15 protein-coding genes and 1 tRNA gene are annotated in these 23,107 nt (G+C 35.9%); 5 read left to right on the forward strand and 11 right to left on the reverse strand.

The genetic code is table 11. From position 1 onward, the window contains the following. The first annotated feature begins 10 nt into the window (after window positions 1-10). The 3 genes from OXQ85_RS03040 to OXQ85_RS03050 are packed head-to-tail and all read left to right on the forward strand — an operon-like array spanning window position 11 to window position 1,319. Window positions 11-538, forward strand: a complete 528-nt coding sequence (locus OXQ85_RS03040; RefSeq protein ID WP_267402281.1) for a hypothetical protein — start codon at window positions 11-13, stop codon at window positions 536-538. Window positions 539-541: 3 nt separating this feature from the next. After that, window positions 542-769: a hypothetical protein gene (locus OXQ85_RS03045; protein WP_267402282.1), complete on the forward strand. Its 228-nt coding sequence runs from the start codon at window positions 542-544 to the stop codon at window positions 767-769. A gap of 7 nt (window positions 770-776) precedes the next feature. Further along, the gene (locus OXQ85_RS03050) at window positions 777-1,319 is read left to right on the forward strand and encodes a hypothetical protein (protein WP_267402284.1); all 543 of its coding nucleotides are present in this window, start codon (window positions 777-779) and stop codon (window positions 1,317-1,319) included. Here OXQ85_RS03050 and OXQ85_RS03055 read toward each other — a convergent pair whose 3' ends face one another. The 4 genes from OXQ85_RS03055 to OXQ85_RS03070 form a co-directional block, all read right to left on the reverse strand. Further along, the gene (locus OXQ85_RS03055) at window positions 1,320-2,051 is read right to left on the reverse strand and encodes an SDR family NAD(P)-dependent oxidoreductase (protein ID WP_267402286.1); all 732 of its coding nucleotides are present in this window, start codon (window positions 2,049-2,051) and stop codon (window positions 1,320-1,322) included. 342 nt (window positions 2,052-2,393) lie between these two features. Then, window positions 2,394-2,774, reverse strand: a complete 381-nt coding sequence (gene yajC / locus OXQ85_RS03060) for a preprotein translocase subunit YajC (RefSeq protein WP_267402288.1) — start codon at window positions 2,772-2,774, stop codon at window positions 2,394-2,396. A 4-nt stretch (window positions 2,775-2,778) separates the two neighbouring features. Continuing rightward, entirely contained in the window at window positions 2,779-3,285 is a 507-nt protein-coding gene (locus OXQ85_RS03065) for a DUF1573 domain-containing protein (RefSeq protein WP_267402290.1), read from the reverse strand. Window positions 3,286-3,296: 11 nt separating this feature from the next. Further along, on the reverse strand, window positions 3,297-4,202 hold the full coding sequence (locus tag OXQ85_RS03070) for a transcription antitermination protein NusB (RefSeq protein ID WP_267402291.1): 906 nt from the start codon (window positions 4,200-4,202) through the stop codon (window positions 3,297-3,299). Between the two features lie 91 nt (window positions 4,203-4,293). On the opposite strand from OXQ85_RS03070, the gene OXQ85_RS03075 reads away from it, so the two are divergent. Continuing rightward, window positions 4,294-5,955, forward strand: coding sequence for an ABC transporter ATP-binding protein (locus OXQ85_RS03075; protein ID WP_267402293.1), 1,662 nt, complete (start codon window positions 4,294-4,296; stop codon window positions 5,953-5,955). Window positions 5,956-6,054: 99 nt separating this feature from the next. Further along, complete coding sequence (locus tag OXQ85_RS03080; RefSeq protein WP_034679055.1) at window positions 6,055-6,390, forward strand: DUF3276 family protein; 336 nt, start codon at window positions 6,055-6,057, stop codon at window positions 6,388-6,390. Between the two features lie 246 nt (window positions 6,391-6,636). Here OXQ85_RS03080 and OXQ85_RS03085 read toward each other — a convergent pair whose 3' ends face one another. The 7 genes from OXQ85_RS03085 to OXQ85_RS03115 all read right to left on the reverse strand — a co-directional run bounded on the left by OXQ85_RS03085 (window position 6,637) and on the right by OXQ85_RS03115 (window position 23,050). Next, entirely contained in the window at window positions 6,637-11,673 is a 5,037-nt protein-coding gene (locus OXQ85_RS03085; protein WP_267402299.1) for a DUF4132 domain-containing protein, read from the reverse strand. A gap of 150 nt (window positions 11,674-11,823) precedes the next feature. Next, complete coding sequence (locus tag OXQ85_RS03090; protein ID WP_267402301.1) at window positions 11,824-12,258, reverse strand: hypothetical protein; 435 nt, start codon at window positions 12,256-12,258, stop codon at window positions 11,824-11,826. A 370-nt stretch (window positions 12,259-12,628) separates the two neighbouring features. Continuing rightward, entirely contained in the window at window positions 12,629-17,146 is a 4,518-nt protein-coding gene (locus OXQ85_RS03095) for a fibronectin type III domain-containing protein (protein ID WP_267402303.1), read from the reverse strand. A gap of 354 nt (window positions 17,147-17,500) precedes the next feature. Then, window positions 17,501-19,735: a T9SS type A sorting domain-containing protein gene (locus OXQ85_RS03100; protein ID WP_267402305.1), complete on the reverse strand. Its 2,235-nt coding sequence runs from the start codon at window positions 19,733-19,735 to the stop codon at window positions 17,501-17,503. A gap of 686 nt (window positions 19,736-20,421) precedes the next feature. Continuing rightward, window positions 20,422-20,497: transfer RNA gene (locus OXQ85_RS03105), tRNA-His, on the reverse strand. A 36-nt stretch (window positions 20,498-20,533) separates the two neighbouring features. Continuing rightward, window positions 20,534-21,253 carry a bacillithiol biosynthesis deacetylase BshB1 gene (gene bshB1 / locus OXQ85_RS03110; protein WP_267402307.1) on the reverse strand — a complete coding sequence of 240 codons (720 nt, stop codon included), beginning with the start codon at window positions 21,251-21,253 and terminating at the stop codon, window positions 20,534-20,536. 144 nt (window positions 21,254-21,397) lie between these two features. Further along, a complete protein-coding gene (locus tag OXQ85_RS03115) occupies window positions 21,398-23,050 on the reverse strand; it encodes a tetratricopeptide repeat protein (protein ID WP_267402309.1) in 1,653 nt (550 codons plus the stop codon). Window positions 23,051-23,107: the final 57 nt, after the last annotated feature.

Below are 23,107 nucleotides of genomic sequence, written 5' to 3' on the forward strand. Positions count from 1 at the left end.
TTTTTTTATTATGAAAACCCTGATCTCCACTCTTGTAACTTTGGGATATATCTCTGCAATAATTGCTATTGTTTCTCTTGCTATAGTAATTATAAAGAAATGCCTTTACTATCCTTCAGACATACGAAGAGAAGCCACAGAGAAGACAACAAAAATCTTCTATATCGCAGGATGCTGTATGGTATTTAGCTCTATTTGTTTTTTAGGTGCAAAAGAAATTGTGAAATATGATTTTAAAAGAACTTTGAAACAGCATACTATTATTTCAGTAGATATTGAAAATATTTTCTTTAGTCAAAACGATATAGAAGGTGTTTTTGATCATTTTGAAACTGATGAAGGTCGTTATAGATGTGAAAGTTTCACGGCTATAATCAATCTAGATGATAACGAATCTATTCCGATTGAAATCATAAGACATTGTTATGAAAAGAACAGATATATTATTATTTCTAAGCAATATAGCCTAGATTCGACGATTGGAGATATTCGGACTGATAAATTTAATCATATTCAAAAAGACACTATCACTCAATAAATTATGTCAAAACAAGAATTTATCCAATTCATAGAAAATCTTAGATTAGATTTTATTGAAAATAAAGAACAATGGGAAAATAAAACTATTGAAGATTATCTTGAAGCAATATCTCACTACGTTGAAGACATAGATGGTTATTATAAAAATAGCAATCAGGATATTAATTTAGAAAAAGTAAACTGGAAAGTTTTATCTGATATATTAAAAGGCAGTTCAATTTATGAATAGACAAATTATGATCAAAACTTTAATTTTATTATTTTCCTTCCTCTTATTTACAAGTTGTTCAAATAAAAAATCTTTAGAAACACCACATGTTGAACAGCCCAAATATTCATTTGAAAATATTTTGAGCTTCAATAAAGAAGATACCCTATTTATAAAATCACAATTCGAAGATTGTGGCGAATGGGGTGGGCATGAGGAATTAATGAAAATTTACCGTTCAGATAAAAAACTTAAATTGACTTATATTAAGTTCAAGGTTGACTGTGGAGTAAGAGATTCATTAGGTTCAATTATTCAAACAAAAAAGTTCACCCGACATATTTTATTATCAAATTCGCAGCAACTAGCATTAATGAAATATATGAATGATTTAATGAAATTTAAATTTCTTGACGAAGAGATTTCACATTCTGGAAATTCTTTTTCCCTAAGCAACACCAAAGGAGATTTAAAAATCTCACATTACGGAAATCAACCCATACTTATAGATAGTTACAATAGCTTAATGATCACGTTAAAACAATCTAAAGTAAATATTGAACAGCGATAATTACGGCAACTTCGCCACCAAACTCTCCGGCAACATTTTTAAAATCAAATAAATCATTTTCCATTTGAAATTCGGAACAATGGTAAAGGAATTCCCGGCATTTACGATGAATTTTGCTACATAATCCGGTTCCATAATTAGAGATTCATTCAATTGTAAACCTTCATTTATTTTTGTTCGGATGTAACCGATAATCAAAGCATTCACTTTTATATTCCTTGAAGCTAATTCCTGTCGCAAACCTGCTAAATACGTAGTAAAAGCCGCTTTTGTACTTCCGTAAACGAAATTGCTTTTTCGCCCACGAACTCCGGATAAAGAAGATAAGCCAATGATTCTTTCTAAATTTTTATTGTTTGTATCGGTTGCTATAATATTTAAAATCGAAACAGCGCCCATATAATTCACCAACATCATTTGCTGAGTTTCTTTGAAATCTTTTAAAGCCCTTTCATTATCCACTAAAAATCCGGCAGCATAAACAACGATATGAGGTTTTACAGAAAGTTGATCGTAGAATTTTTGATGAGAATCAAAATCAATAGAATCGAATGACAAAACCGAGACTTTATCCTTAATATTATTTTGTTGAACAAATTCGTCCAAAGAGTGTGTATTTCGGGAAGCTGCAATCACGGAAAATCCTTTTTGAATATATTGTTGGATGCTTTGCTTCGCAACATCGGAATTTGCGCCTAGAATGAGTACGGTTTTGTTTGTGTTTTGATTCATGCAGCAAAGATATTTTTTTAACACGAATTTCACTAATGTTTTTCACTAATGGACACTAGTAATAATGGATTTTAAGTTACTTTGGAAGGCTTCGACGGGCTCAGCCTGACAGTGCATAATAATGACGAATAGTATTAGCATTGTCAGGCTGAGCCCGCCGAAACCCTTTATTTTTTTTATGTAAAATGATAATCTTAGTTGAAGTAATAACCAAGATACAAAATGACAAACTTTAATATTACAAATACTGCTAAAATTAAGTTAGTATAGATTATAAAAAGTTTCGGCGGGGTGAGCTTTGCTCACCCCGCCGAAACGAAATATTTTCAAAAAAGAAAAAAATTAGTTTTTCTCTTCGATTTCTTTTTTATCTGCAGGCTTATCTGCCGTTTTTTCAGTAGCTTTAGCTTTATCTCCAAAACGGGCTTCTGTAAATTCTCTTGAAATAGCTGCTTTTTCGAATTTCAATTTTCCGGATAATGTTTCAATTACGAAACCATCTTCCTGAACCTGAGCAATTCTTCCGTGAAGACCTGAAGTAAGCACCACTCTAGTTCCTACTTTTAAGTTTTCCTGAAAGCTTTTCTCCTGCTTTGCTTTTTTTTGCTGAGGTCTTATCATCAAGAAATAAAACCCAACAAACATCACTCCCATCATGATCAACATCATAGGAGATGAAGATCCTCCCGGAGTTGCCTGTAAAAATATTGATAACTGGTTCATGATATTATGGTTTAATATTCGCAGTGAATGTTAATTTAATAGGCGCTTTTTCTACATTCGCATATACATCAGCAAATTTGCTTACGTTTCCGTCGAAATTTGAAGAATCAAAATGCAAAGTGATCTTTCCTTTTTTACCTGGTAAAATTGGATCTTTCGTGAAGTCAGGAGCAGTACATCCGCATCCAGGCTTTACTTCAGAAATTACCAAAGGATTTGTTCCTGTGTTTGTTACTTCATATACATGCTCTACTTTGTCTCCTTTTTTGATGTTTCCAAAATCGAAGTTGCTTTCAGAAAGCGCGATTGAAGTAGATGGCTGGTTAGAAACCGGAGCAGCCGTTGCATCAGCAGATACAGGAGCCGCAGCAGAATCAGCAGGAGTTGCAGTTGCAGCCGTAGAATCTGTAGCTACAGCATCAGCAGCCTGAGCTTCTGTGTTTTCTTTTTTACAAGAAACTAAACCAAAGCCTATGATAGATAAGGCGATAATTGATAACGTCTTTTTCATATTTAAAATATTTATATTCTATTTAAATCTTTACAATATTTATCTAAAATACCGTTGATGAAGATATTCGAACGGTCTGTTGCAAATACTTTAGCAACCTCAATATATTCATTAATAATAACTCTTGAAGGGGTAAAAGGGAAGTTGTCCAGCTCCGCGATCGCTGTAGATAAGATTACTTTATCCATTAAAGAAACTCTTTCCAGATCCCAGTTTTCTAATCTTTCAGCAAGCTTTTTTTCGTTAGTTTCCCAGCTGTCCAAGGTATTTCTAAGAAGCTTCATAGCGAAAGTTTTATCTTCTTCATCTTTAATCATTTTAATTAAAGTTCTGCTTTCTTCATCTTCTTTCAGGAAACCGATTGTTTTTTGAACCATTGAATTCGCGATGTGAATATCGTCATACCAAGAAAGTTCCTTATCACCAAGATAATCATGGAAATCGTCATTCTCAGCAATATATCTCAAAAATAATTTTCCGATAAATTTTTGATCAGCTTCAAAAGAATAACCTTCTTCTTTCATGAAATCCTGATAACGTTTCCCGGCTGTCATTCTCTGGAAGGTTTTCACCAACAGATCATCATGCAAATCCCATTTCAACTGCTTGTGCTGTCCGGTAAAAAATAATCTCTCAGGGTTTTCTTCAAGCTTAATTAATACCTGATTGTTGATGAATTTCTGGTTCGGATTTACATCAGCATCACTTTTAATATACTTATTCTTTCCAATCTCAATTTGGTGTTCAGCCAATTCTTTAAGAGAAACCAAGAAGTTTAGCTGGTAGATATAGAGATGATAGATTTTCTCTATTCCGGCAAACATGTTTTTCTCTAAAACATCAAACTTTACAGGATTCTGGTAATAAGAATACACAGTCTGTACTACTTTTTCACGGATTTGTCGTCTTCCTAACATTCAAAGAGCTTTTTAATGGCTGCAAAGATACAAAATTTAAAATTGATGAAATTCGTAATCTGATCACATTTTCGTAATTTTGTAAAACTATATGAAAGCGCTTAAAACCTTAAACCCTTATTTTTTAAAGCACAAAATATTATTATTTTGGGGGGTATTATTCATCATTGCCAGTAATTTTTTCAACATATATAAAGTTCAGTTTGTAGGAAAATCGGTCGACGAACTTACAAAAAACGGAAATCTTGGCTTTAATAAACAAGTACTGATTTACGTTGCCATTATTGTTGGTTGTTCTTTACTGACGGGATTTTTCACCTTTATGATGCGACAAACCATTATCGTTGCATCCAGAAGAATTGAATATGAACTGAAAAATAAAATCTACAGACATTATCAGGATCTTTCTTTAACGGATTATAAGCAGACAACGATTGGAGATTTAATGAACCGATTAAGCGAAGACGTGGTTGCCGTAAGAATGTACCTTGGTCCCGGAGTAATGTATGTTGCCAATTTGATTGTTTTGGTGATTATCACGGCAATTTATATGGTAAAAACCGACGCGTCGATGACCGCCTGGACGTTGTTGCCACTTCCGATCTTATCGTATGCCATTTATAAGGTAAGTTCAATTATCAATAAAAAGTCGAAGATCATGCAGAAAAGCCAGTCTGCTATTTCCACTTTTGTACAGGATAGCTTTTCGGGAATTCGTGTGGTAAAATATTTTGCCAGAGAAAAATATATCGAGAAAAATTATGGCGTAAAGGTTACCGATTATCAGAATAAGGCATTAGATTTAGCAAAAACAGAAGCGTATTTCTTTACCATTATTTTATTTGTAATCGGTTTGCTGAATGTTGCCATTATCTGGATCGGCGGACAAAAATATATCGCAGGAGAATTAAGTATCGGTAAGATTGCCGATTTCTTCATGTATATCAACACCCTGATTTTCCCCTTCTCTATGGTGGGTTGGGTAACTTCTGTTAATCAGAGAGCGGAAGCATCCATGCAGAGAATTAATGAATTTATGGATAAAAAATCTGAGATCGTAAATAAAAATTTTGAAAATTATACGATTAAAGGTGAAATTGAATTCAGAAACGTTTCATACGTGTATCCGAATACAGGCATCAGAGCGCTTCATAATTTAAGTTTTAAAATAAATGCCGGAGAATCTTTAGCCATCATGGGAAAAACCGGAAGCGGAAAATCAACCATTGCCTTGCTTCTTTGCCGTTTGATCGATCCTACGGAAGGTGAAATTTTAATCGACGGAAAAAACCTTAAAGATCATAATTTAGAAAACTACAGAAATTTCATTGGCTATATTCCTCAGGAAAGTTACCTCTTCTCAGACTCCATTGAAAACAATATTGGTTTTGCCATCGATAATCCGTCTCATGAAAGAGTGGTAGAATATGCTAAAATTGCCGACGTGGATAAAAATATTGTTGAGTTTAAAGAACAGTATAAAACACTGGTTGGTGAGCGTGGAGTGATGCTTTCGGGAGGTCAGAAACAGAGAATCTGCATCGCCAGAGCCCTAATTAAGAACCCCAACATCATTATTTTTGATGATTCGCTGTCTGCTTTAGACACCGAAACGGAACAGAATATTCTCGAAAATATCGATAGAAAAATCAAGAATGCAAGTTCCATAATCATCACACACAGAGAGTCTAGCGCTCAGAGAGCAGATAAAATCATCAACCTTAGTGAAATTAGCAATTCTGTAACTGCTTAGCCATTTCATTCTCAATTGTTAAATAAATCATAAAAAAAATTTTGTGATTAAAAGAAAACTTTTATATTTGTTCTTAACAAGATTAAAAAATATCTAACAATGAGTGAATACAAGGAGCGCCATGAAAATGAAATTTTCACAAAGGTGTTAAAAGCAGGGAGAAGAACTTATTTCTTTGATGTGCGCGAGACAAAAGCAGGAGATTATTATCTTACGATTACAGAAAGTAAGAAAAATTTCGGAGAGAATGGAGAAGCTACATTCGAGAAGCACAAAATTTACCTTTACAAGGAAGATTTTAAAAGTTTTCAGGAGATGTTTAATGAGTCCACAGATTTCATCATTAACGAAAAGGGTGAGGATGTAATATCAGAAAAACATGACAAAGACTTCAAAAGCAAATCTTACACAATAGATTCTGACGACGAAGTTTAAAAAAAGAATAATTCTAAAAACACAAGCATCTGAAAAAGGGTGCTTTTTTTATCTTCAAAAACTGAAAAATTCACTTATTATAACAAAACGGTACACTATTGAAAGTGTACCGTTTTTGTTTTTTGGAGGGAGGATGGAGGCCTGAGGCAGGAGGTATAATCAGGTCTTAACATTTAAGATGATACAACTTTCATAGATAACCATAATAAACTTCAAGCTTCCTTTCTTCCATCTTCCCACCTAATCTCACACAAATTCTCTCTTAATTTGAGAAAGGATTGTAGGATCCTGTATTTCGTTGTCTTTGGCCAGTAATAAAACTTTAGACAAAACCTCAGCAGATTTCGGGTCATCATCGGCAAAAGGCAAAAATAATCTTCCTCTGTGCTGCGAATGAACTGGTAAAATAGACAGATATTTCCCCGGAACCTGATGCACCACCGCACTTCCCAAATGAACGCTGTATTCCGCCATTTGACCTTTTACTAAAATGTGAGAACCTTCAATTTTAATATTATCGAGTTTAAACAATCTTGCTGTTTCTTTCATTAAGACGGCTCTCATTTCGATTGATGAATGGCTCGCTTCCGGATCTACTCCACCCACATGCGCCACAGAAACCACCAGATCAATATCCCTCATTACTTCAGAGAATAATCTAGGATTAATCTCTTCAAAAGGAATATTTTTATAATCTTTCAACGAATGGAATTCTATGGTTTCAAGCGTCGGACTTTCCACATCTGCCGGCGAGAACCAATCTGCCATGGCATATAATTTCACCTGAAAACCTTCTTTATGATACACCTTTTGCAAGCCTTCTTCATAATCTACTTTCCAGCCTCTCGTTTTCAGCAATGCCAATGCCTGTTTTGGCTGAACTTGATGACCCGCATAACGTCTGGAAACCGATTTTTCCTGTAATTCATCCGGCGTCGGAACATAAAGCTCTCTGAAGATTTGTTTGAAAGGCTGTACCAGTTTTTCTTTGAAACAATAATGCTGAAAATCGCTCCAAACCGAATGTTGATGCAAATCGACACAATGCGCAATTCTTAAGGTATTATTTTCGTTTAATTCATGAATTTCGCCTTGAGCATCCACTAAATTTCCATCATGGAAAAATCCGATCTTATTGTCATCTGAAATAAATACCAGCTTCTCCAGATGTTTTACAATCACCGGATGTTCAAACAGATTCTGGATTTCTGCATACAGAAACTCATCACCGCGAATCATCGCTTCTTCGAGGCCTTTTCTCGAACGGCTCCACTGCTCGCGCATAATTTTTCGATTGTTTCCTAATTCCACAATCGCTTTATCTTTTTTGATCTTCGGAGGAATTGATTTTAGTTGTTTATCATCTCTGAAAACTACCAATTCTGCCTTTCCGTCGTCTTCGATAATTAAACCTACAGTAACTCCGTCAATCGTAACCTGCGTATCTTTAGACAATAGATTTTGAATTTGCTTAGTTTCCATCGCCCAAGTCAAGCGAATTGGATCAGGATACCCTGCATTTCGAGCAAGATTTTCCAACGCCACACGAATTGCCAGAGCTTCACTCGCCTGCTTCATAGAGCCAAATTCTTTACTTTCTTTTTTAAATTGCTGAATATATTCGTAACGGTTCAGTACATCTTTTTCAGGGTTTGTTTTGCTTAAAGGAACCAAGCCGTACACGCGCAGATAATCCTGATCACGCTTATCTTTCACTTTTGCCGTCACTTCTTTTATCTTCAAACTTCCCGTTAAAGTATCAGAATACAATCTTGCTCTGCGGTGCCCGTTTCCGTCTGAAATATATTTTGCAGAATCATACAGCATCTCCCAACGTGCTCTTCCTAATTCTTTATAGGCTTTTGTAAACCAGTCTTTATCTACTGCCCCATCTTTAAACTCCTGAACATCTACGGAAGAATATTTAGCCACTTCACTTTCCAATCCGGAATTCTGCGCTTCATATGTTCCTGTTTTTGTATGGGCGTGCATCCACCAGATCGCAGAATCCAATCCTTTCCACCCTAAATAATTACTGATGAATTTCTGCCATTGCGGAGCATACACTGCTGCCTGAATCAAACGAAGTTCTGCAATCTTTTCTTTTTTCACCATTTCGTTGAATGATTCCTGAGTATCTGTTTCGCGAGGAGAACAGTTGGATAAAAGATAAGAGAACAGCTTTTGCTTGGTCATGCTTTCGCTGCTGTAGCTGTAAATATAATTGGCATATAAATTCGCCTTGCCAAAACCTTTTAAAATTTGTACAAAACGTTCCGCACCATAAATCGACTGGAAATCCTGAACAAAATGAGAAACCGAAGTTCCTGCATCACCACGAATTAATTCAATATCTAAAAATTTATTTTGAATTTCCTCAACGATTGGTTTCAGGAAAGGGAATGTTTCTAAATATTTTTCGCTGTGATGATAGAATTTCGTTGTCGTAAGATCTCTGATGGCCGATTCTGCAGTGAAAATTCCTTCGTATAATTCATCTTTTGTAATTAAATTCAGTTCATACGCTTTGCAGAATAAATACAGATGCGGAACCGTAAACTGAATGTTTTCTTCCAAACCGTTGAACTGCATCCATCGGTGAAGATTCCAGACTTTTACAAACTGTTCGTCTGATAATTTTTTAGTTGGAATAGCCTGTAAAAACACAGTAAAAAAGCCCTGTTGCTGCCATCCATTTCCGCCGCGACCGTAGTAATATTCATTTTGTTTAGCTTTAAAATTGATAACATCTTCAGGAAGATTAGCAAATAAAGTCGCGCTGGCATCGATCAGAAAATCATTCTCTTCTTCAAACCTGAATTTGTATTTCAAAGAATCCAGAATATTTTTGATCGGATTATTCCAGTAATAATGATTTTTCAGAGGATTCGGGATTACATCTTTATGATAGAAAACATAATTTTCAAGAAAATCTCTGAATTTTTTACGGTCACAGTTATCCACAAATGTTAGTAAAAACAAATCCTGCGGCTGCAATCCCGATTCTTTATACCATTGCTCCCAAACTTCATGCAGAGGATAGTTTTCAAATAACTGTTCACCCGTAAATCCATCTGTATTTCTTTTGATCGGGCGGAAACTGTTGCCTAGTAATTCTTTTGTAAAAGAACCATTCCAGTCTTCTGTTTCGTATTCAAAATCTTTATTTTTTAGGAAAAGATCATTGAGCTTCTTTAGTTCATTTTTAATATGAGTCTGCGATTGTGTAAAACCATATTTATCAGTTTTTGTTGCCCTCGAATAAACAGAATCAGTATCTACTTTCGGCAATTCATAAGCTGATTTTACCGAAGGATCGTAAAAACCGAAACCATTTTCCGCAGAAAGAATTTCTTTATCTTCAGAAGGATTCAGCTGATCCAATAAGCCTTGTTCCCGCTCAGAAATTTTTGTTCTCTCCGAATATTGCTGAAGCCATTGCCCAATTTGTGCTGAAGCTCTTTTACTTTTTTGAAGCTGAAGCATGATATCCAAAGAAGCGGTTCTCTGCTCTACATCACCTTTAGACGTCAGTTCATCTACTAAAGGCATGACAACCTCATCTTCCTGCTTCATCATCAGCTCAATCAGCTTTTTACGAAGGTTTCCTCCTTTTCTTTTAAACAAATCATAGAAAGTCATGGCTTCTTCCTTAGTCAAAGGATTTTGCTGCAAAACGTTGATTCCTGAAGCCACTAAAGATTCTCCGCGGTCTTTAACGATTTTAAAGGCAAACTCTTTCTGGAAAGGCGTTACTTCTTTTTTCTTTTTCTCAAAATTATAGGAATATGAATAACAGTAGAAATCGCCCAGAAGGTTTCTCGTTAACTGTTCACGCAAAGCCAGTTCAAACTGATCGAAATACGAAAGTACCAAATCCAGCTTTTCACTATCCTCGCCTACCAAATAAAACATTGAGGCATATAAATCACTCTTCCTGAATACTGCATTCTGCCAAGAGAATACTTTTCCTTCAAATTTCTTTTCTTTGACCTCTATTTTTTGAGTTAACTCATGCAGCTTTTCAAAGAAATCAGGATAATCCGGATTATTGATATAGAATTTTGATTTTACATTGACACTTAACAACGAGCTTAAAGCCTGCCCAGCAAACGCCAGCACTTGCAGATCGCCATTCAGAACAGCTTTATAAAAAAGCGGCATCTGGATATAAGGATCTCTGGTTTCGATGGCAAATTTTATCGCCAGACATTTCTTTTCTATACTTCCTTTATCTAACAGGTCATGCAGATAAGGAACCGTTTGCTCTACATCCCAAACGCCCTGCACCCAAAGCGCCATATAAACTTCGTTATTATTCTTGCTTTTTACAGTTTCTGAGATCTTATCTGGGTTATTGAAATAGAGATTCGCCAACGAAACAATATTTTTCACTACAGATTCTTTTTCAGACTCCCAGCCAAGCCCAGTCCATGTGCCGATGGCTCTTACAACGGATGAAAAGCGGGTCAGTTTATTTTCTTCGATGACATTTACCATGTACTCTAAAGCCTGCGTATTTGTTTCATCTAAAGCTTCTAAAATGGTTTGTCGCAGACCTTCCTGCCTTTGTGCTGCCAACAAAAGTTTTTCCACAAGCTCCCAACATTGTTTTTGCTCGCTGTTCAGCAAAGCATGGATGATATTTCGCGAAACTTTTCCTTCCGGATGTTTATTGAAAATAATATCCTCAATCAACTGATAAATTTCTTTGTTTCCCGTATCTATCGCTGCCGACCAAATATAAAACTGACTTCCATTATTGGAAACCTGCGTATCATAAACAATCTGCTCTTCCAAAGAAAGTTCATAAGATTGATATCCCGAACCATAATTATAAATACTGGGAAGCTCCAGCAACGTTCTTATTAAATTCACCTGATTAAGCAAAGTGAACCTTTCATTATTCGGAGCACGGAACGAGCGGCGTTCGTAGCCTGTCTGATACATTTTGAAAGGCATTTTATTCCATGCATATTTTACCAGTTCGGCATTATCGCCAAAGAAATAAACCAATAGCTCGTAATAATCTTTGTCTTCCCAGATATTACTTTTGATATGTTCTTTAATTTTATCGGCTTGTGAAGAACCTAGCGTAATTTCTTCGTAATAATCGTTCTTGCCAAGGAGAAGCAATCCTAATTCTGCAACTTCTTTTTTCAGTTTTGATTTTGAAAAGAGCTTTGAGATCAACCCTTTTTCAGCCTGTTCTTTCAGATCTTTTTTCAGATTCTTGTGGTAATCGACAATTTTCTTCGATTTTAGTTTTTCACAGATTTCCATTGTTAGTGTGATTTAGTATGTTTTGAAGATTTTTTTGGATGGAAGATTTTTAGGCTGGAAGTAGGAGGCTGGAAGCTGGAAGTTTTGTAACACTATTGCTAGGATGGTTTTCATTACTTCCAGCTTCCATCCCCCATCTTCCCGCCTAACTTACCAATAGCTTCCTGCCAGAAATGTAAGTCGGATGAAGGTAAAAGTATGTTGTAAGCTCAGATCGATTGTTTGAGAAAGATTTTCAAGCTGCTCGTCATTATAAAAAACGGCAAACATTCCGTCTTCAAAAGCCTGAATTGCGTTTTCCTGAGCCTTTTCCAGATTGGCTCTTTTTTCGTTATAAATACTTCCGAAACCTACTTTTCCGGTATCGGTTAAGATATTTAAATAATTATCCTGTGGAATTTTGGTATAATCTTCATCTTCTAATTCAAAGGATTTTGCATTAAATGCGTCTACCTGCTGCTGAACAACCAACTTTAAAAGATGTTCTAATGAAATGGTATTTTCATGATGAGCAATATCGAGAATTTGCTTTGAAAGAACAGGATGTTTCCTGCCGAGTTGCTTTACAGTAACCTTTATTTCCATATTTTGAGATTGTGATTTTAAAAATAGGGAAATATTTTTTGCCGTCTTCTTAGGTATTTTTCCGGTATTTTTAATCATAAACAAAATTCCTAGCCCCGATTGCAGTGGAAATCCTTTTTTGAAAAAAAAGATTGCAACGAAAAGCGGGAAATAGCTTCAAAAATAAAATAGCGAGAAAAATTGATGATCTTCGTCAAGTATAACTATGACTGGGGAACGGATTCTAATTTTGATTACAAGAAGCCTGTTTAATTTTTTTCATCAGCACAACCGAAATACCTGATTTGCAAAAACAAAAAAACAACCCGAAGGTTGTTTTTTATTTAATATGTAATAAATTGAAAATAAAACATTTAATAAATATCCTGATCTATTTTTTAATTACTTTCACTGTTTTTACATTTTTGTCACCTGAATCTATATTTAGCATATAAACTCCTGATATTAAATTCGAAACATCAATCGATGTTTTTTTATCATTGATTACTTTCGTAAAAATCAATTGTCCTGCAGCACTGAATACTGTTACCGAGACAATCTTTTTATCAGAAGATATATTTAAAATATCATTTACAGGATTTGGGAAAACTTTTAAATTATCTGCTGAAGATTTAACTTCATCAACCATTAGGCTGCTTACAGGACATGGAATAGACACCCATGAAGAACTATTTGTTGTTGAGCCATTACCTAATTGCCCTGATCCATTTAAACCAGCGCCAGAAATATTACTTTCATTATTTAATAATAAAGTATGATGAAATCCGGTTATAGCCATTTGATAATTGTTAGCATTGGTCATTGAAATGGTATTTCTACTAGTGGTTGTTCCATCGCCTAATTGGCCATACACATTGCTACCGCAATACCACATATTTCCATAAGATGACGTTCCTACAGTATGATCAGAACCAGCACTAATACTTTTAACACCATCATACACTGCATTAGGTGCTGATTTAGAAGTATTCGTGCCATCACCAAGCTGTCCATACAAATTATTTCCCCAAGTGAAAAGTATTCCGTTAGTTTTTAATCCCACTGAATGAAAACCTCCGGCAGAAGCATCTTTCCAATCTGTATCAGTTCCTATTTGTAAAGGATTAAACCTAGTACCTGTCGTACCGTCTCCTACCTGACCGTATGAATTGGTACCCCATGCCCAAAGTGTTCCATCAGTTTTAATAGCCAGCGCATGTACCGATCCTAGATCAACACTACGCCAGTTAGTAGCTGTTCCTATTTGATAAGGAGTCGATCGATTGTTGGTTGATCCATCTCCCAATTGAGCGTACCCATTATAGCCCCAAGCCCACAGGGTTCCGTCGGTTTTTATGGCTGCTGTATTTGTATCTCCAGCAGAAACGCTCTTCCAGTTCGTATCTGAATTTACTAGAGCAGGGAAGATTCGACCGTTAGTTGTTCCGTCACCTAATCGGCTATTTCCGTTAAGTCCCCATCCCCAAAGTGTTCCATTGTTTTTAATAGCCATACTATGAAATGTCCCTGCGCTCACACTTTGCCAGTCATTTGCTGTTCCAATTTGTACTGGAAGTGTTCTATTAGTGGATGTTCCATCACCTAATTGTCCGAAATCATTTCCACCCCACGCCCAAAGTGTTCCGTCTGATTTTATCCCAAGCGAATGACTCATACCCGTAGATACTGTTTTCCAACAACCTACAGGAAGGGTAGTAAATGAACCTCCTAAAGTCGAAGTACTTAAACCAGAAGCACAATTGGCAGCAACCCACCAGTAATAAGTTGTATTAGGCGATAAATTTGATAAATTGGCATTGGTAGTTGATGTATTTCCGGTTGTAGTTCCCTGGTTAGGATTCGTTCCGTAAGTATACACATAGCCACCATTAGGTGCCGATGATGAAGGTGTCCAACTTATAGTAGCTGATGTTAAAGTAATATCATTACTCCAAAATTGAGAAGGCGGATTACAAGCTGTAATGTTCTCACATTTTATTGAACGGGTTCTTGACGTGCCTTGCGCTCCACAGTTAGCATTTGCATGTAAATAGTATCTAATAACTCCAGATGTTGAATTTGAGCTCCATACTAATGGTGTTAATCCACTAGCAAAAACTGTTGTTCCATCTGCATTTGTAATGGTAATATAATCAGTTGCTACAGAACTTGTAAAAGTATATTGTCTGTTTGCTACGATATTCACGTTAGAATATTCACCGGCATAAGCATTGTTTACAATTTGTTCTGTATTTCCTGTACAAGCAGGGGTAAAAGTAGCTAAAGGATACAAACCAAATGATGCACCATTACAAGCTAATGCGGCAATGGTTGTAAAACTTCCTCCGGAAACCCAGTCACTTTTTGATCCGCTACAATTAGAACGAACCCAATAATAATAAGTAGTTGAAGGGCTTAGCGGATTTAATGAAGCTATTGCAGTAGCAGCTGTTGAGTAATTTGCAGCTGTTCCACTCCCTGGTGCTGAATTTACTGTAGAGAAATATACCTCATAATCAGAAGGAGCCGTCGCTGGCGGAGACCAAGCAAGTCTGCAAGAGTTTGAAGTTATATTGGATACTGTTAAATTACTAGGAGCTCCACAAGAAGCCAGCCCCATACATTGAATATATCTTACTCTAGTTGTATTTTGTGTACCGCAAGAAGCATTGGTATTTATATGATATCTAACAACGCCTGAATAAGTACCCGAAACCCAGTTTAGAGGTGTGGTACCAGATGCTAGAACCGTATTTCCTAAAGCGTTGGTTACTGTAATATAGTCTGATGAATTCGAACTAAAGAAAGTATACTGTGTATTAGCAACTACATTTACGTTTGAATATTCACCAGCATAAGCATCGGCAACAATTTGTTGCGGACTCCCCGTACAAGTTGGGGTAAAAGTAGCACTTGGATATAAACCATACGTTGCGCTGTTACAAGTTAAAGCAGCAAGTGTATTAAAACTTCCACCATAAACCCAAGCACTTTTTGTTCCATTACAGTTAGATCTTATCCAATAATAATAAGTTGTCGCTGCCGAAATTCCATTCAATAATGCTCCTACTGCTGCCGATGCAGTTGTTCCAGAAGGTGTTGTTGTGCTTGTAGGTGCAGTATTACTTGTAATTACATAAATATCATAATTAGTTGGTGCTGTTGCTGGTGCCGTCCAGTTCAGTCTGCAAGAATTTGATGTAATATTAGAAACTGATAATTGTGAAGGTAATCCACAAGTTGCAGTTGCTGCACATTGAATATATTTAGTTCTGTTTGTGTTTTGTGATCCACAGTTAGAATTACTATGTAAATAATAACGTATCCCACCTGTATTTGTACCCGAAGACCAGCTTAATGGTGTTTGCCCACTTGCTAAAACTGAAGTTCCTGCACTATTGGTAATCGTTATAAAATCGGTACCCACAGAAGAAGAGAAAATATATTGTTGGTTAGCAGTGATGTTTACATTAGAATATTGACTTGCAAAAGCGCTAGAAGTAATTGTCTCTGCACTACCAGTGCACGAAGGCGTAAATGCAGCATCTGGATATAAACCATAAATAGCTCCATTACAACTTAATGATTGATTCATTGTGAAAGAGCCACCCGAAGCCCAGCTGCTTTTTTCATTACCACAATTAGATCGAACCCAATAATAATAAGTAACACCCGCTGTTAAACCATTAATGTCTTTAGTTGTAGTTGTACTGGTATGTGTAGCTGTACTATTTATTGTTGGAGCTGTATTTGTTGTAATGATATACATTTCATAGCCACTACTCGGTACATTATTTGGAGCAGCCCAAGACATTCTTATAGAATTGGACGTAATGTTACCCACCGCAAAATTAGACGGAGGTAAACAAGTAACAGATGTTGTAATACAATTTACATATTTATTACGTGAACTTCCTGTAGAAGTGCCATAACCACATTGGGCATTGTCATGAGAATAAAAACGAACAACGCCGGAAGTAGAGCCCGAATTCCAATTGACAGGTGTTGTACCACTTGCCAGAACAACAGTTCCTAAAGCGTTAGTAATGGTAATAAAATCGGTACCATAATTGGTTTTAAATTGATACTGAGTGTTTGGAACAACAGCTATATTAGAAAAACTACCATTTTTTACATCAGTAGCAAAAAAATCATCACTTCCATTACAGTTTGGTGTAACGGTAGCTGAAGGATAAATGCCATAATAGGCACTATTACAAAGCAATGATGAAATCGTTGTAAAAGTTCCGCCATAAATCCAAGCTCCATATTGATAATCACATCTAGAACGAAGCCAATAGTGATAAGTAGTATCTGGGTTTAGATTGGTAACCAACATTGAATTTGTACTCGAAGAACTTGTCTGTACTGATGCACCAGGCGTAGCAGATGAAGTACTCACATAAGCTTGATAGCCAAAAGCTGGCGCCACAGAAGGCGTAGTATAATTAAGTGTACATGATATAGGTGTAATATTCGAAACACCTGTTGGTGTCACATCTAAACACGCTTGAGCCGTAACCCACGTTACTTTTCTTGTTCTTGCAAACTGATCGGTAGTTTGGCATTGTGCATTTTGATGTAAGTAATACCGAACAGCCTGATTATAAGCTGAAACAAAACTTACGGGTGTAACCCCAGAAGCAAGCACTTGTGTACCAGTATCATTGGTAATGGTCAAATAATCCGTAGATACCGATGACGTAAAAGTATAATACCTTGATGGTTCAACATGTACACTGGCATATTGGCCAGTTCTTGCATCAGTGTTTATCGTACTTGTACCGGCGGCTCCCGTAGCCTGATGAATCCCGGCGGGATATTGGGTCCCCGTTGTGCACTGAGCAGAAATCTTTGATGCTATGAGAAAAAGCATCAAAAGTAAGGATAGGGTAATTTTCTTCCTCATTTTAATAAAAGTTTGTAATGATTATTTAGTTCTAAATTTTTTATAAGTGAGCAAATATAAAGTATATTTTCTTTAAATGTAAAATTTAGTAGAACTATTTGAATAACAGAAGTACCTGTATTTCTGTAGAGTCTTTATAATGCTTAAAATTTAAATATTACAATTCCAAAATAGTGAGGTTCAATTGAAATTGTTTGGAAAAACTTAGGAGAATCCTGAAATTAGGTTGAGAAATAAATTTTCTGGAAGGTATAAAATAAAAAAGTACACTTTTTACAAGTGTACTTTGATTGGTAAATAATAGTCAAAAATCAGATTGCGTGTTAGCAATTCATTGATTTAATTTTAATCTATTTATTTTTTAATGACTTTTATTGTCTTAGTCGAATCATTTGAATTGACTTTAACCAAATAAACTCCTGATGCAAGACCAGAAAGATCTAATGTTCCTTCATTAGCATTTATTGTTTTGCTCAATACTTCCTGACCTAATAGGTTATAAACCGATACCAAAGATATCTTCTGATCAAGCGAAATCATCAGCTTATCATTAACCGGGTTTGGATAAACCTTTAGGGTATTGTTCGGCGTTGCAAAGTCATTAACCCCTAAAGTTGGGCAGGCAATAGCTGTAGGAATATTTTTATCAACAGTAGAACCATCACCTAATTGACCATATAAATTTAATCCCCAAGTATTAATAGTTCCATCACTTTTTAATGCAAAGGTATGTGATATTCCACCAACAATATTTTTCCAGTTCGTAAGATTGCCTATTTGTAAAGGAACGTTACTGTTAGTTGTAATTCCGTTTCCTAATTGTCCATATTGATTTCTTCCCCATGCCCAAAGTGTTCCGTTGGATTTTATAGCAAGGGTATGATTTCCTCCGGCAGCAATCGTCTGCCAGTTAGTAGCTGTTCCGATTTGTGTCGGAATATTTTTATTTACTGTTGTTCCATCTCCAAGCTGTCCATTAGCATTATAACCCCATGCCCAAAGTGTTCCGTCTGTTTTTAATGCAGTAGCATGAAGCCCTCCGACACCAAGCGTTTGCCAGTTGCTAGCAGTTCCTACTTGGGTAGGTACCAGCCTATTGGTATTAGTGGCATCTCCAATAACACCATAATAATTGCTTCCCCATGCCCAAAGTGTTCCATCTGTTTTTAATGCAATGGTGAAATCCTGTCCGCATTGAACAGCTAACCAATTATTAGCAGTTCCTATTTGAATAGGTACTAAGCTGCCCGTCGTATTACCAGTACCTAACTGCCCGTAAGGGTTGAGTCCCCATGCCCATAGTGTTCCGTTATTTTTTATAGCTACCGTGTGATACATTCCGGTATCAAAAACTTTCCAGTCATTAGCAGTTCCTACTTGCACGGGGGTATTTTGTGCTGTATTTGTACCATTACCCAACTGGCCTGAATTTGCTCCCCATGCCCAAAGAGTTCCATCTGTTTTTTGAGCAATTGTGTGGCTGCTTCCGCCAACAATTTCTTTCCAGTTGTTACCGGTTCCTACTTGTTTTGGGGTTGATGTACTGGTGTTTGTACCATGTCCTAATTCTCCTGAATAATTATTACCCCACGTCCACAATGTTCCGTCTGTTTTTATAGCTACACTATGCAAACTACCTGCATCTATCTTTTGAAAACAACCTGTTTGAACAGTACTTGGCGACATCTTCACTAAACCAAGCTGCAATGTTCCCAGCCAGATCGTTCCTGAAGATTGTGTCTTAACTGCACTAAAATAATCATCTGGCAAGCCAGAATTGGTATTTGTTTTAGTATAGGTAGTGCAATCCGTAAAGTTTTGCAAACCTGACCCATTAAACCCAATCCATACTTTGTTGTTAGTGTCAACGTCCAAGGCATTAAGATTGTATCCTGCAAGGCAAGAAGTACTTTGATAGATAAAAGTAAGATTAGTACCACTTGTCGTTAGCGTAATTAAACTATCATAACCTTTCACATAGACTGTATTGTTGGCAATTCTCAATATTTTTTGAGTTCCCTGCGCTACAAAATCGAAATCTGTTCCGTTAAATTTATACAATACACCATCATTTGTCACCCAAACTCCATTATTAGTGTCAGTTGCCACAGAATTTAAATTCGTTGCAGAGGTATAAGTAGTCCAAGTAGTACCATTAAATTTTGTAAGTCCTGAATCTGTTGCAATCCAAAGGTTATTTTGTCCGTCAATAGCTATATCGTTGATTGTATTCGTCGGCAATCCTGAATTTGAAGTTGTATAATTAACCCAAGTGGTACCGTTATACATGATGATTCCATTCAGTTGAGATGCAATCCATTTTTTGCCCAAACCATCAATTTGGATTTTTATAATTGAATTGGATGCAATACCGGAATTGGAAGTATTGTAATTGGTAAAAGTGGTTCCGTTGAAGGTTGAAACCCCGTTATAAGTCGCCAGCCATAACAGACCATTGGCATCAGTCTTAATATCAGCAATATAATTGCTTCCTATTGCTGAATTTGAAGTATTATACGTTGTGTAACTATACTGTGCAAATGCAGAAATTGAACTGAGGATTAAGAATAAAAAATAGAATTTTTTCATGATTTTTAATGCTTAGTTTAAATGTTTCCTACTCGTTTAGCTTTTCGGTTCCGCTTCGTTTGAATGGTTTCTGAACTCCATCTATAATTAAGACTCTTTAAAATCAAATTAATTCATTATAAATTTTTAAAGTTTCTGGTCGACAAAATAACACTACATCATTGCCTGCAGAATATTCGAAGTTTCTTCAATATCGTAAAAGCTATCCAGCAAAAATAAATTAATCAGATAAAGTATATTTATTATACAAACTACCTTTTTAAAGGGCTTTTGAAGATTTACTTAAGTTTTAGGAAATGAACAGTGAGGATGAATTAAAAGAATAAATTGAGGGTATTTTTTTCAGTTTCATGGTTTAATTGTTTTTTTAGTTTTTAGTAACAACAGATCATCATGATGATTTCTCATGTTGTGGACTGCAAAAATATACTTTCTTTATGGAGTATCAAACAATTAATGAAAATTTGAACACTAAATAGTGTTTTATTAACATGAATTGGTAAATGATACAAAAACTTGAAAACACATAATTTATGTTAGAAAAATCCCCATTACCAAGCCTGAGATTAAATACACTCGGAATTTCATTATATAAAATGTTGTATTTAGAAGATAATACGATTTAAAATGGAATGTAGAAATATTATAAAATAAAAAAGTACACTTTTAAAAAGTGTACTTTTCTTGGGTGAATGATGGGTCTCGAACCCACGACCTTCGGAACCACAATCCGACGCTCTAACCAACTGAGCTACAATCACCGTTTTTCGTGCTGCAAATATAGGTAAGATTTTTGAATTACCAAACTATTCCATCAAAATTTTTCAAAGAAATTAACTTTTCAGACGTAAAGCCCTCAGCATAAGTCACTCCCGATAATCGCCCTAAATCCTGTGCACGGTAAGTTAAGCTCTCGTAAAAGTCTTTTGACGTAATTGGCGTCTCCGGTTCCTTAGAAGTTGGATCATAAAACTGAGTTTTGAAAGCCATGCACGCTTCAATTTTTTTATCTAAGTGATTTGAGATGTCGATTACGAATTCCGGTTTGATATCTTTCCACTGAATATAATGGAAAATATGCTTCGGTCTCCACACTTCCTGATTTTCTCCGTCTAAAACCGTTTCAATTTTTCTCAGCCCAGACAAAAAGCACGCATCCGACACTAATTTAGCTCCTTTTGCATGATCTGGATGTCTATCATCAATCGCATTAGCTAAGACGATTTCTGGCCTATATTTACGAACCATTTTTACGATCCTCATTTGATATTCTTCTGAGTTTTCCAAAAAGCCATCCTTCATTGCCAAGTTCTCTCTGGCAGCCACTCCTAAGATCTTTGCAGAATCTGCTGCTTCTATTCTTCTGGTTTCATCTGTACCTCTGGTTCCCAATTCTCCTCTTGTAAGATCTACGATTGCGCAAATCTTTCCTTCAGAAACTAATTTGGCAATTGTTCCCCCACATCCTAATTCCACATCATCCGGATGAGCACCAAAAGCAAGTATATCTGTTTTCATTTTTTGTTTGATTCTTTAATTTGTAAGACAGAACGCTTAAGAATTACTCTTACAACATTCGTACTTTCAAATATAGTCATTAAAACAAAAACTCCCCAAACATTACGAATGGGAAGTTTTTATATCTATAATTTAAATTTTAAATTACTTGTTGATCTCTGCATTTAATTTTACAGCATCCTGATAAGTTGGATCTAACTGTAAAGATTTAGCAAGATAATCTTTAGTTTTAGCAACATCAGAGTCTTTGCTCATATAAGCTACTGCAAAGTAAGCATATGCTAAAGTCTGCTTGTTTGCTTCCTGATCAGCAGGTTTTACTGTGCTGATGAATTTTTCGTAAGCAATTTTAGCTGCATCATTGTTACCCGCTTGTTGGTAAGAATATCCTTGGCTGTAATATGCAGGCGCCCAATCTGGTAAAAGAGCAATCATTTTCTGCCATGTAAGGATAGCTCCGTTCCAGTTTTTAGCATCCTGATACGCTGTTGCTAATTTGAATAAAGAATCTGAATCTTGCGCATTAGCAGCAACTTTTTGCTTCAACCCTTCAATCGTAGGGTTTGTAGGTCCTGCATCAACAGAAGACTGAGAAACAGCACCACCTCCAGAGATGTTTGCCAATTCAAGATCCCACTTCATTGTTTCATCTTTAGCCGCTTTAGCAATAGCAATCTTTTGCTGAGACTCTGTTGTTAAAGCAGATTTTTTAGCAGCATCTGTTTCAGTTTTAGCCAAACCAGCAGCAATTAGACCTTGTAAACCTTGGTCAGCAGGCTGAACTCTTGACTTTTCTGCCTGAGATACGAAAGTATCCATTGCTTGTTTTGCTTCAGAATATTTTCCTTCAGCATATAATTGATAAGCTCTTAATTTAAACTTAATCGGGTCTTGTACTTTATCAAAAATTTTATCTAAAACTGTTTTAGAATTAGCATAATCTTCGTTTGTGAAGTATAATTTAGCAATTTCTAACTGAGTATACGGATCTTCGTCAGCATATTTTGTATAGTTGATCAAATCCTGAGTCGCTTTAGCATTTTGCTGATATTTAATATCATAAGCAGCTAAAGCCTTGTACGCAGGTGCATACGTAGCATCTGTAGCGATTGCTTTTTCTATACTTGTTTTAGCCTGTTGCCACTGTTGAGCAGCCATCCACAAAGTACCGATTCTTGTATAAACAGAAGCTTTGTTTTTAGCTAAAGGTAACGCTTTGTCATAAGCCGTCATCGCATCACCAGGAATTCTCTTTAATCTGTATGCATCTCCTAAGGTATAGTAGTAATATGCAGGAACTTCTTTTTTAGACGCTCTCTCGATTGCTTTGTTCAGGAACTGAATAGCAAGGTCTGGAGAGTTATTATTTTCAAATAAAGTTAATGCTTCTGCCGCTCTGAAAAGTACTTCTGCATCTTTCTCTCTTGAATCTGTTACAATCTTCTGAATTTCAGCAATTGCAGATTTGTCACCTTTTCCTAACTTCACTGCAGCCAAACCAATTTTGTTTAGGTAACTTTTACCGTCTGCAGCAATCCCTTTGTTAAAGTTTTCAGTAGCCGAAGCAAAATCAGGCTCTCCCTGCTTTAAGAAAGTATTTCCTAAATAGAAATAATTTTCAGCCGTAGGAGCCGTAGCAATCATGTTAGTAAAATTAGTTTTTGCTTGAGCAAACTTGTCGCTGTCAATGCTGTTAATACCATCTTGTAACGTTTGCGCAGAGGCAAAGTTGGCAAAAAATACCACGGCTGCTCCAAAAGCAATCTTCTTTACATTCATATTCATTATATCTTTCATTTTATATTTTCTAATCTAAATTTCGAATTACTGTAAACACAATTTTCAGACCAAAAT

The organism is Chryseobacterium sp. GM_Chr_2 (assembly GCF_026540445.1).
In the GTDB taxonomy this organism is placed as follows: Bacteria; Bacteroidota; Bacteroidia; order Flavobacteriales; family Weeksellaceae; genus Chryseobacterium.

Bases quoted from the DNA above. Each gene is read 5' to 3' on its own strand.
- OXQ85_RS03040 (WP_267402281.1), top strand. From the start codon at position 11: ATGAAAACCCTGATCTCCACTCTTGTAACTTTGGGATATATCTCTGCA.
- OXQ85_RS03045 (WP_267402282.1), top strand. From the start codon at position 542: ATGTCAAAACAAGAATTTATCCAATTCATAGAAAATCTTAGATTAGAT.
- OXQ85_RS03050 (WP_267402284.1), top strand. From the start codon at position 777: ATGATCAAAACTTTAATTTTATTATTTTCCTTCCTCTTATTTACAAGT.
- OXQ85_RS03055 (WP_267402286.1), bottom strand. From the start codon at position 2,051: ATGAATCAAAACACAAACAAAACCGTACTCATTCTAGGCGCAAATTCC.
- yajC (WP_267402288.1), bottom strand. From the start codon at position 2,774: ATGAACCAGTTATCAATATTTTTACAGGCAACTCCGGGAGGATCTTCA.
- OXQ85_RS03065 (WP_267402290.1), bottom strand. From the start codon at position 3,285: ATGAAAAAGACGTTATCAATTATCGCCTTATCTATCATAGGCTTTGGT.
- OXQ85_RS03070 (WP_267402291.1), bottom strand. From the start codon at position 4,202: ATGTTAGGAAGACGACAAATCCGTGAAAAAGTAGTACAGACTGTGTAT.
- OXQ85_RS03075 (WP_267402293.1), top strand. From the start codon at position 4,294: ATGAAAGCGCTTAAAACCTTAAACCCTTATTTTTTAAAGCACAAAATA.
- OXQ85_RS03080 (WP_034679055.1), top strand. From the start codon at position 6,055: ATGAGTGAATACAAGGAGCGCCATGAAAATGAAATTTTCACAAAGGTG.
- OXQ85_RS03085 (WP_267402299.1), bottom strand. From the start codon at position 11,673: ATGGAAATCTGTGAAAAACTAAAATCGAAGAAAATTGTCGATTACCAC.
- OXQ85_RS03090 (WP_267402301.1), bottom strand. From the start codon at position 12,258: ATGGAAATAAAGGTTACTGTAAAGCAACTCGGCAGGAAACATCCTGTT.
- OXQ85_RS03095 (WP_267402303.1), bottom strand. From the start codon at position 17,146: ATGAGGAAGAAAATTACCCTATCCTTACTTTTGATGCTTTTTCTCATA.
- OXQ85_RS03100 (WP_267402305.1), bottom strand. From the start codon at position 19,735: ATGAAAAAATTCTATTTTTTATTCTTAATCCTCAGTTCAATTTCTGCA.
- bshB1 (WP_267402307.1), bottom strand. From the start codon at position 21,253: ATGAAAACAGATATACTTGCTTTTGGTGCTCATCCGGATGATGTGGAA.
- OXQ85_RS03115 (WP_267402309.1), bottom strand. From the start codon at position 23,050: ATGAAAGATATAATGAATATGAATGTAAAGAAGATTGCTTTTGGAGCA.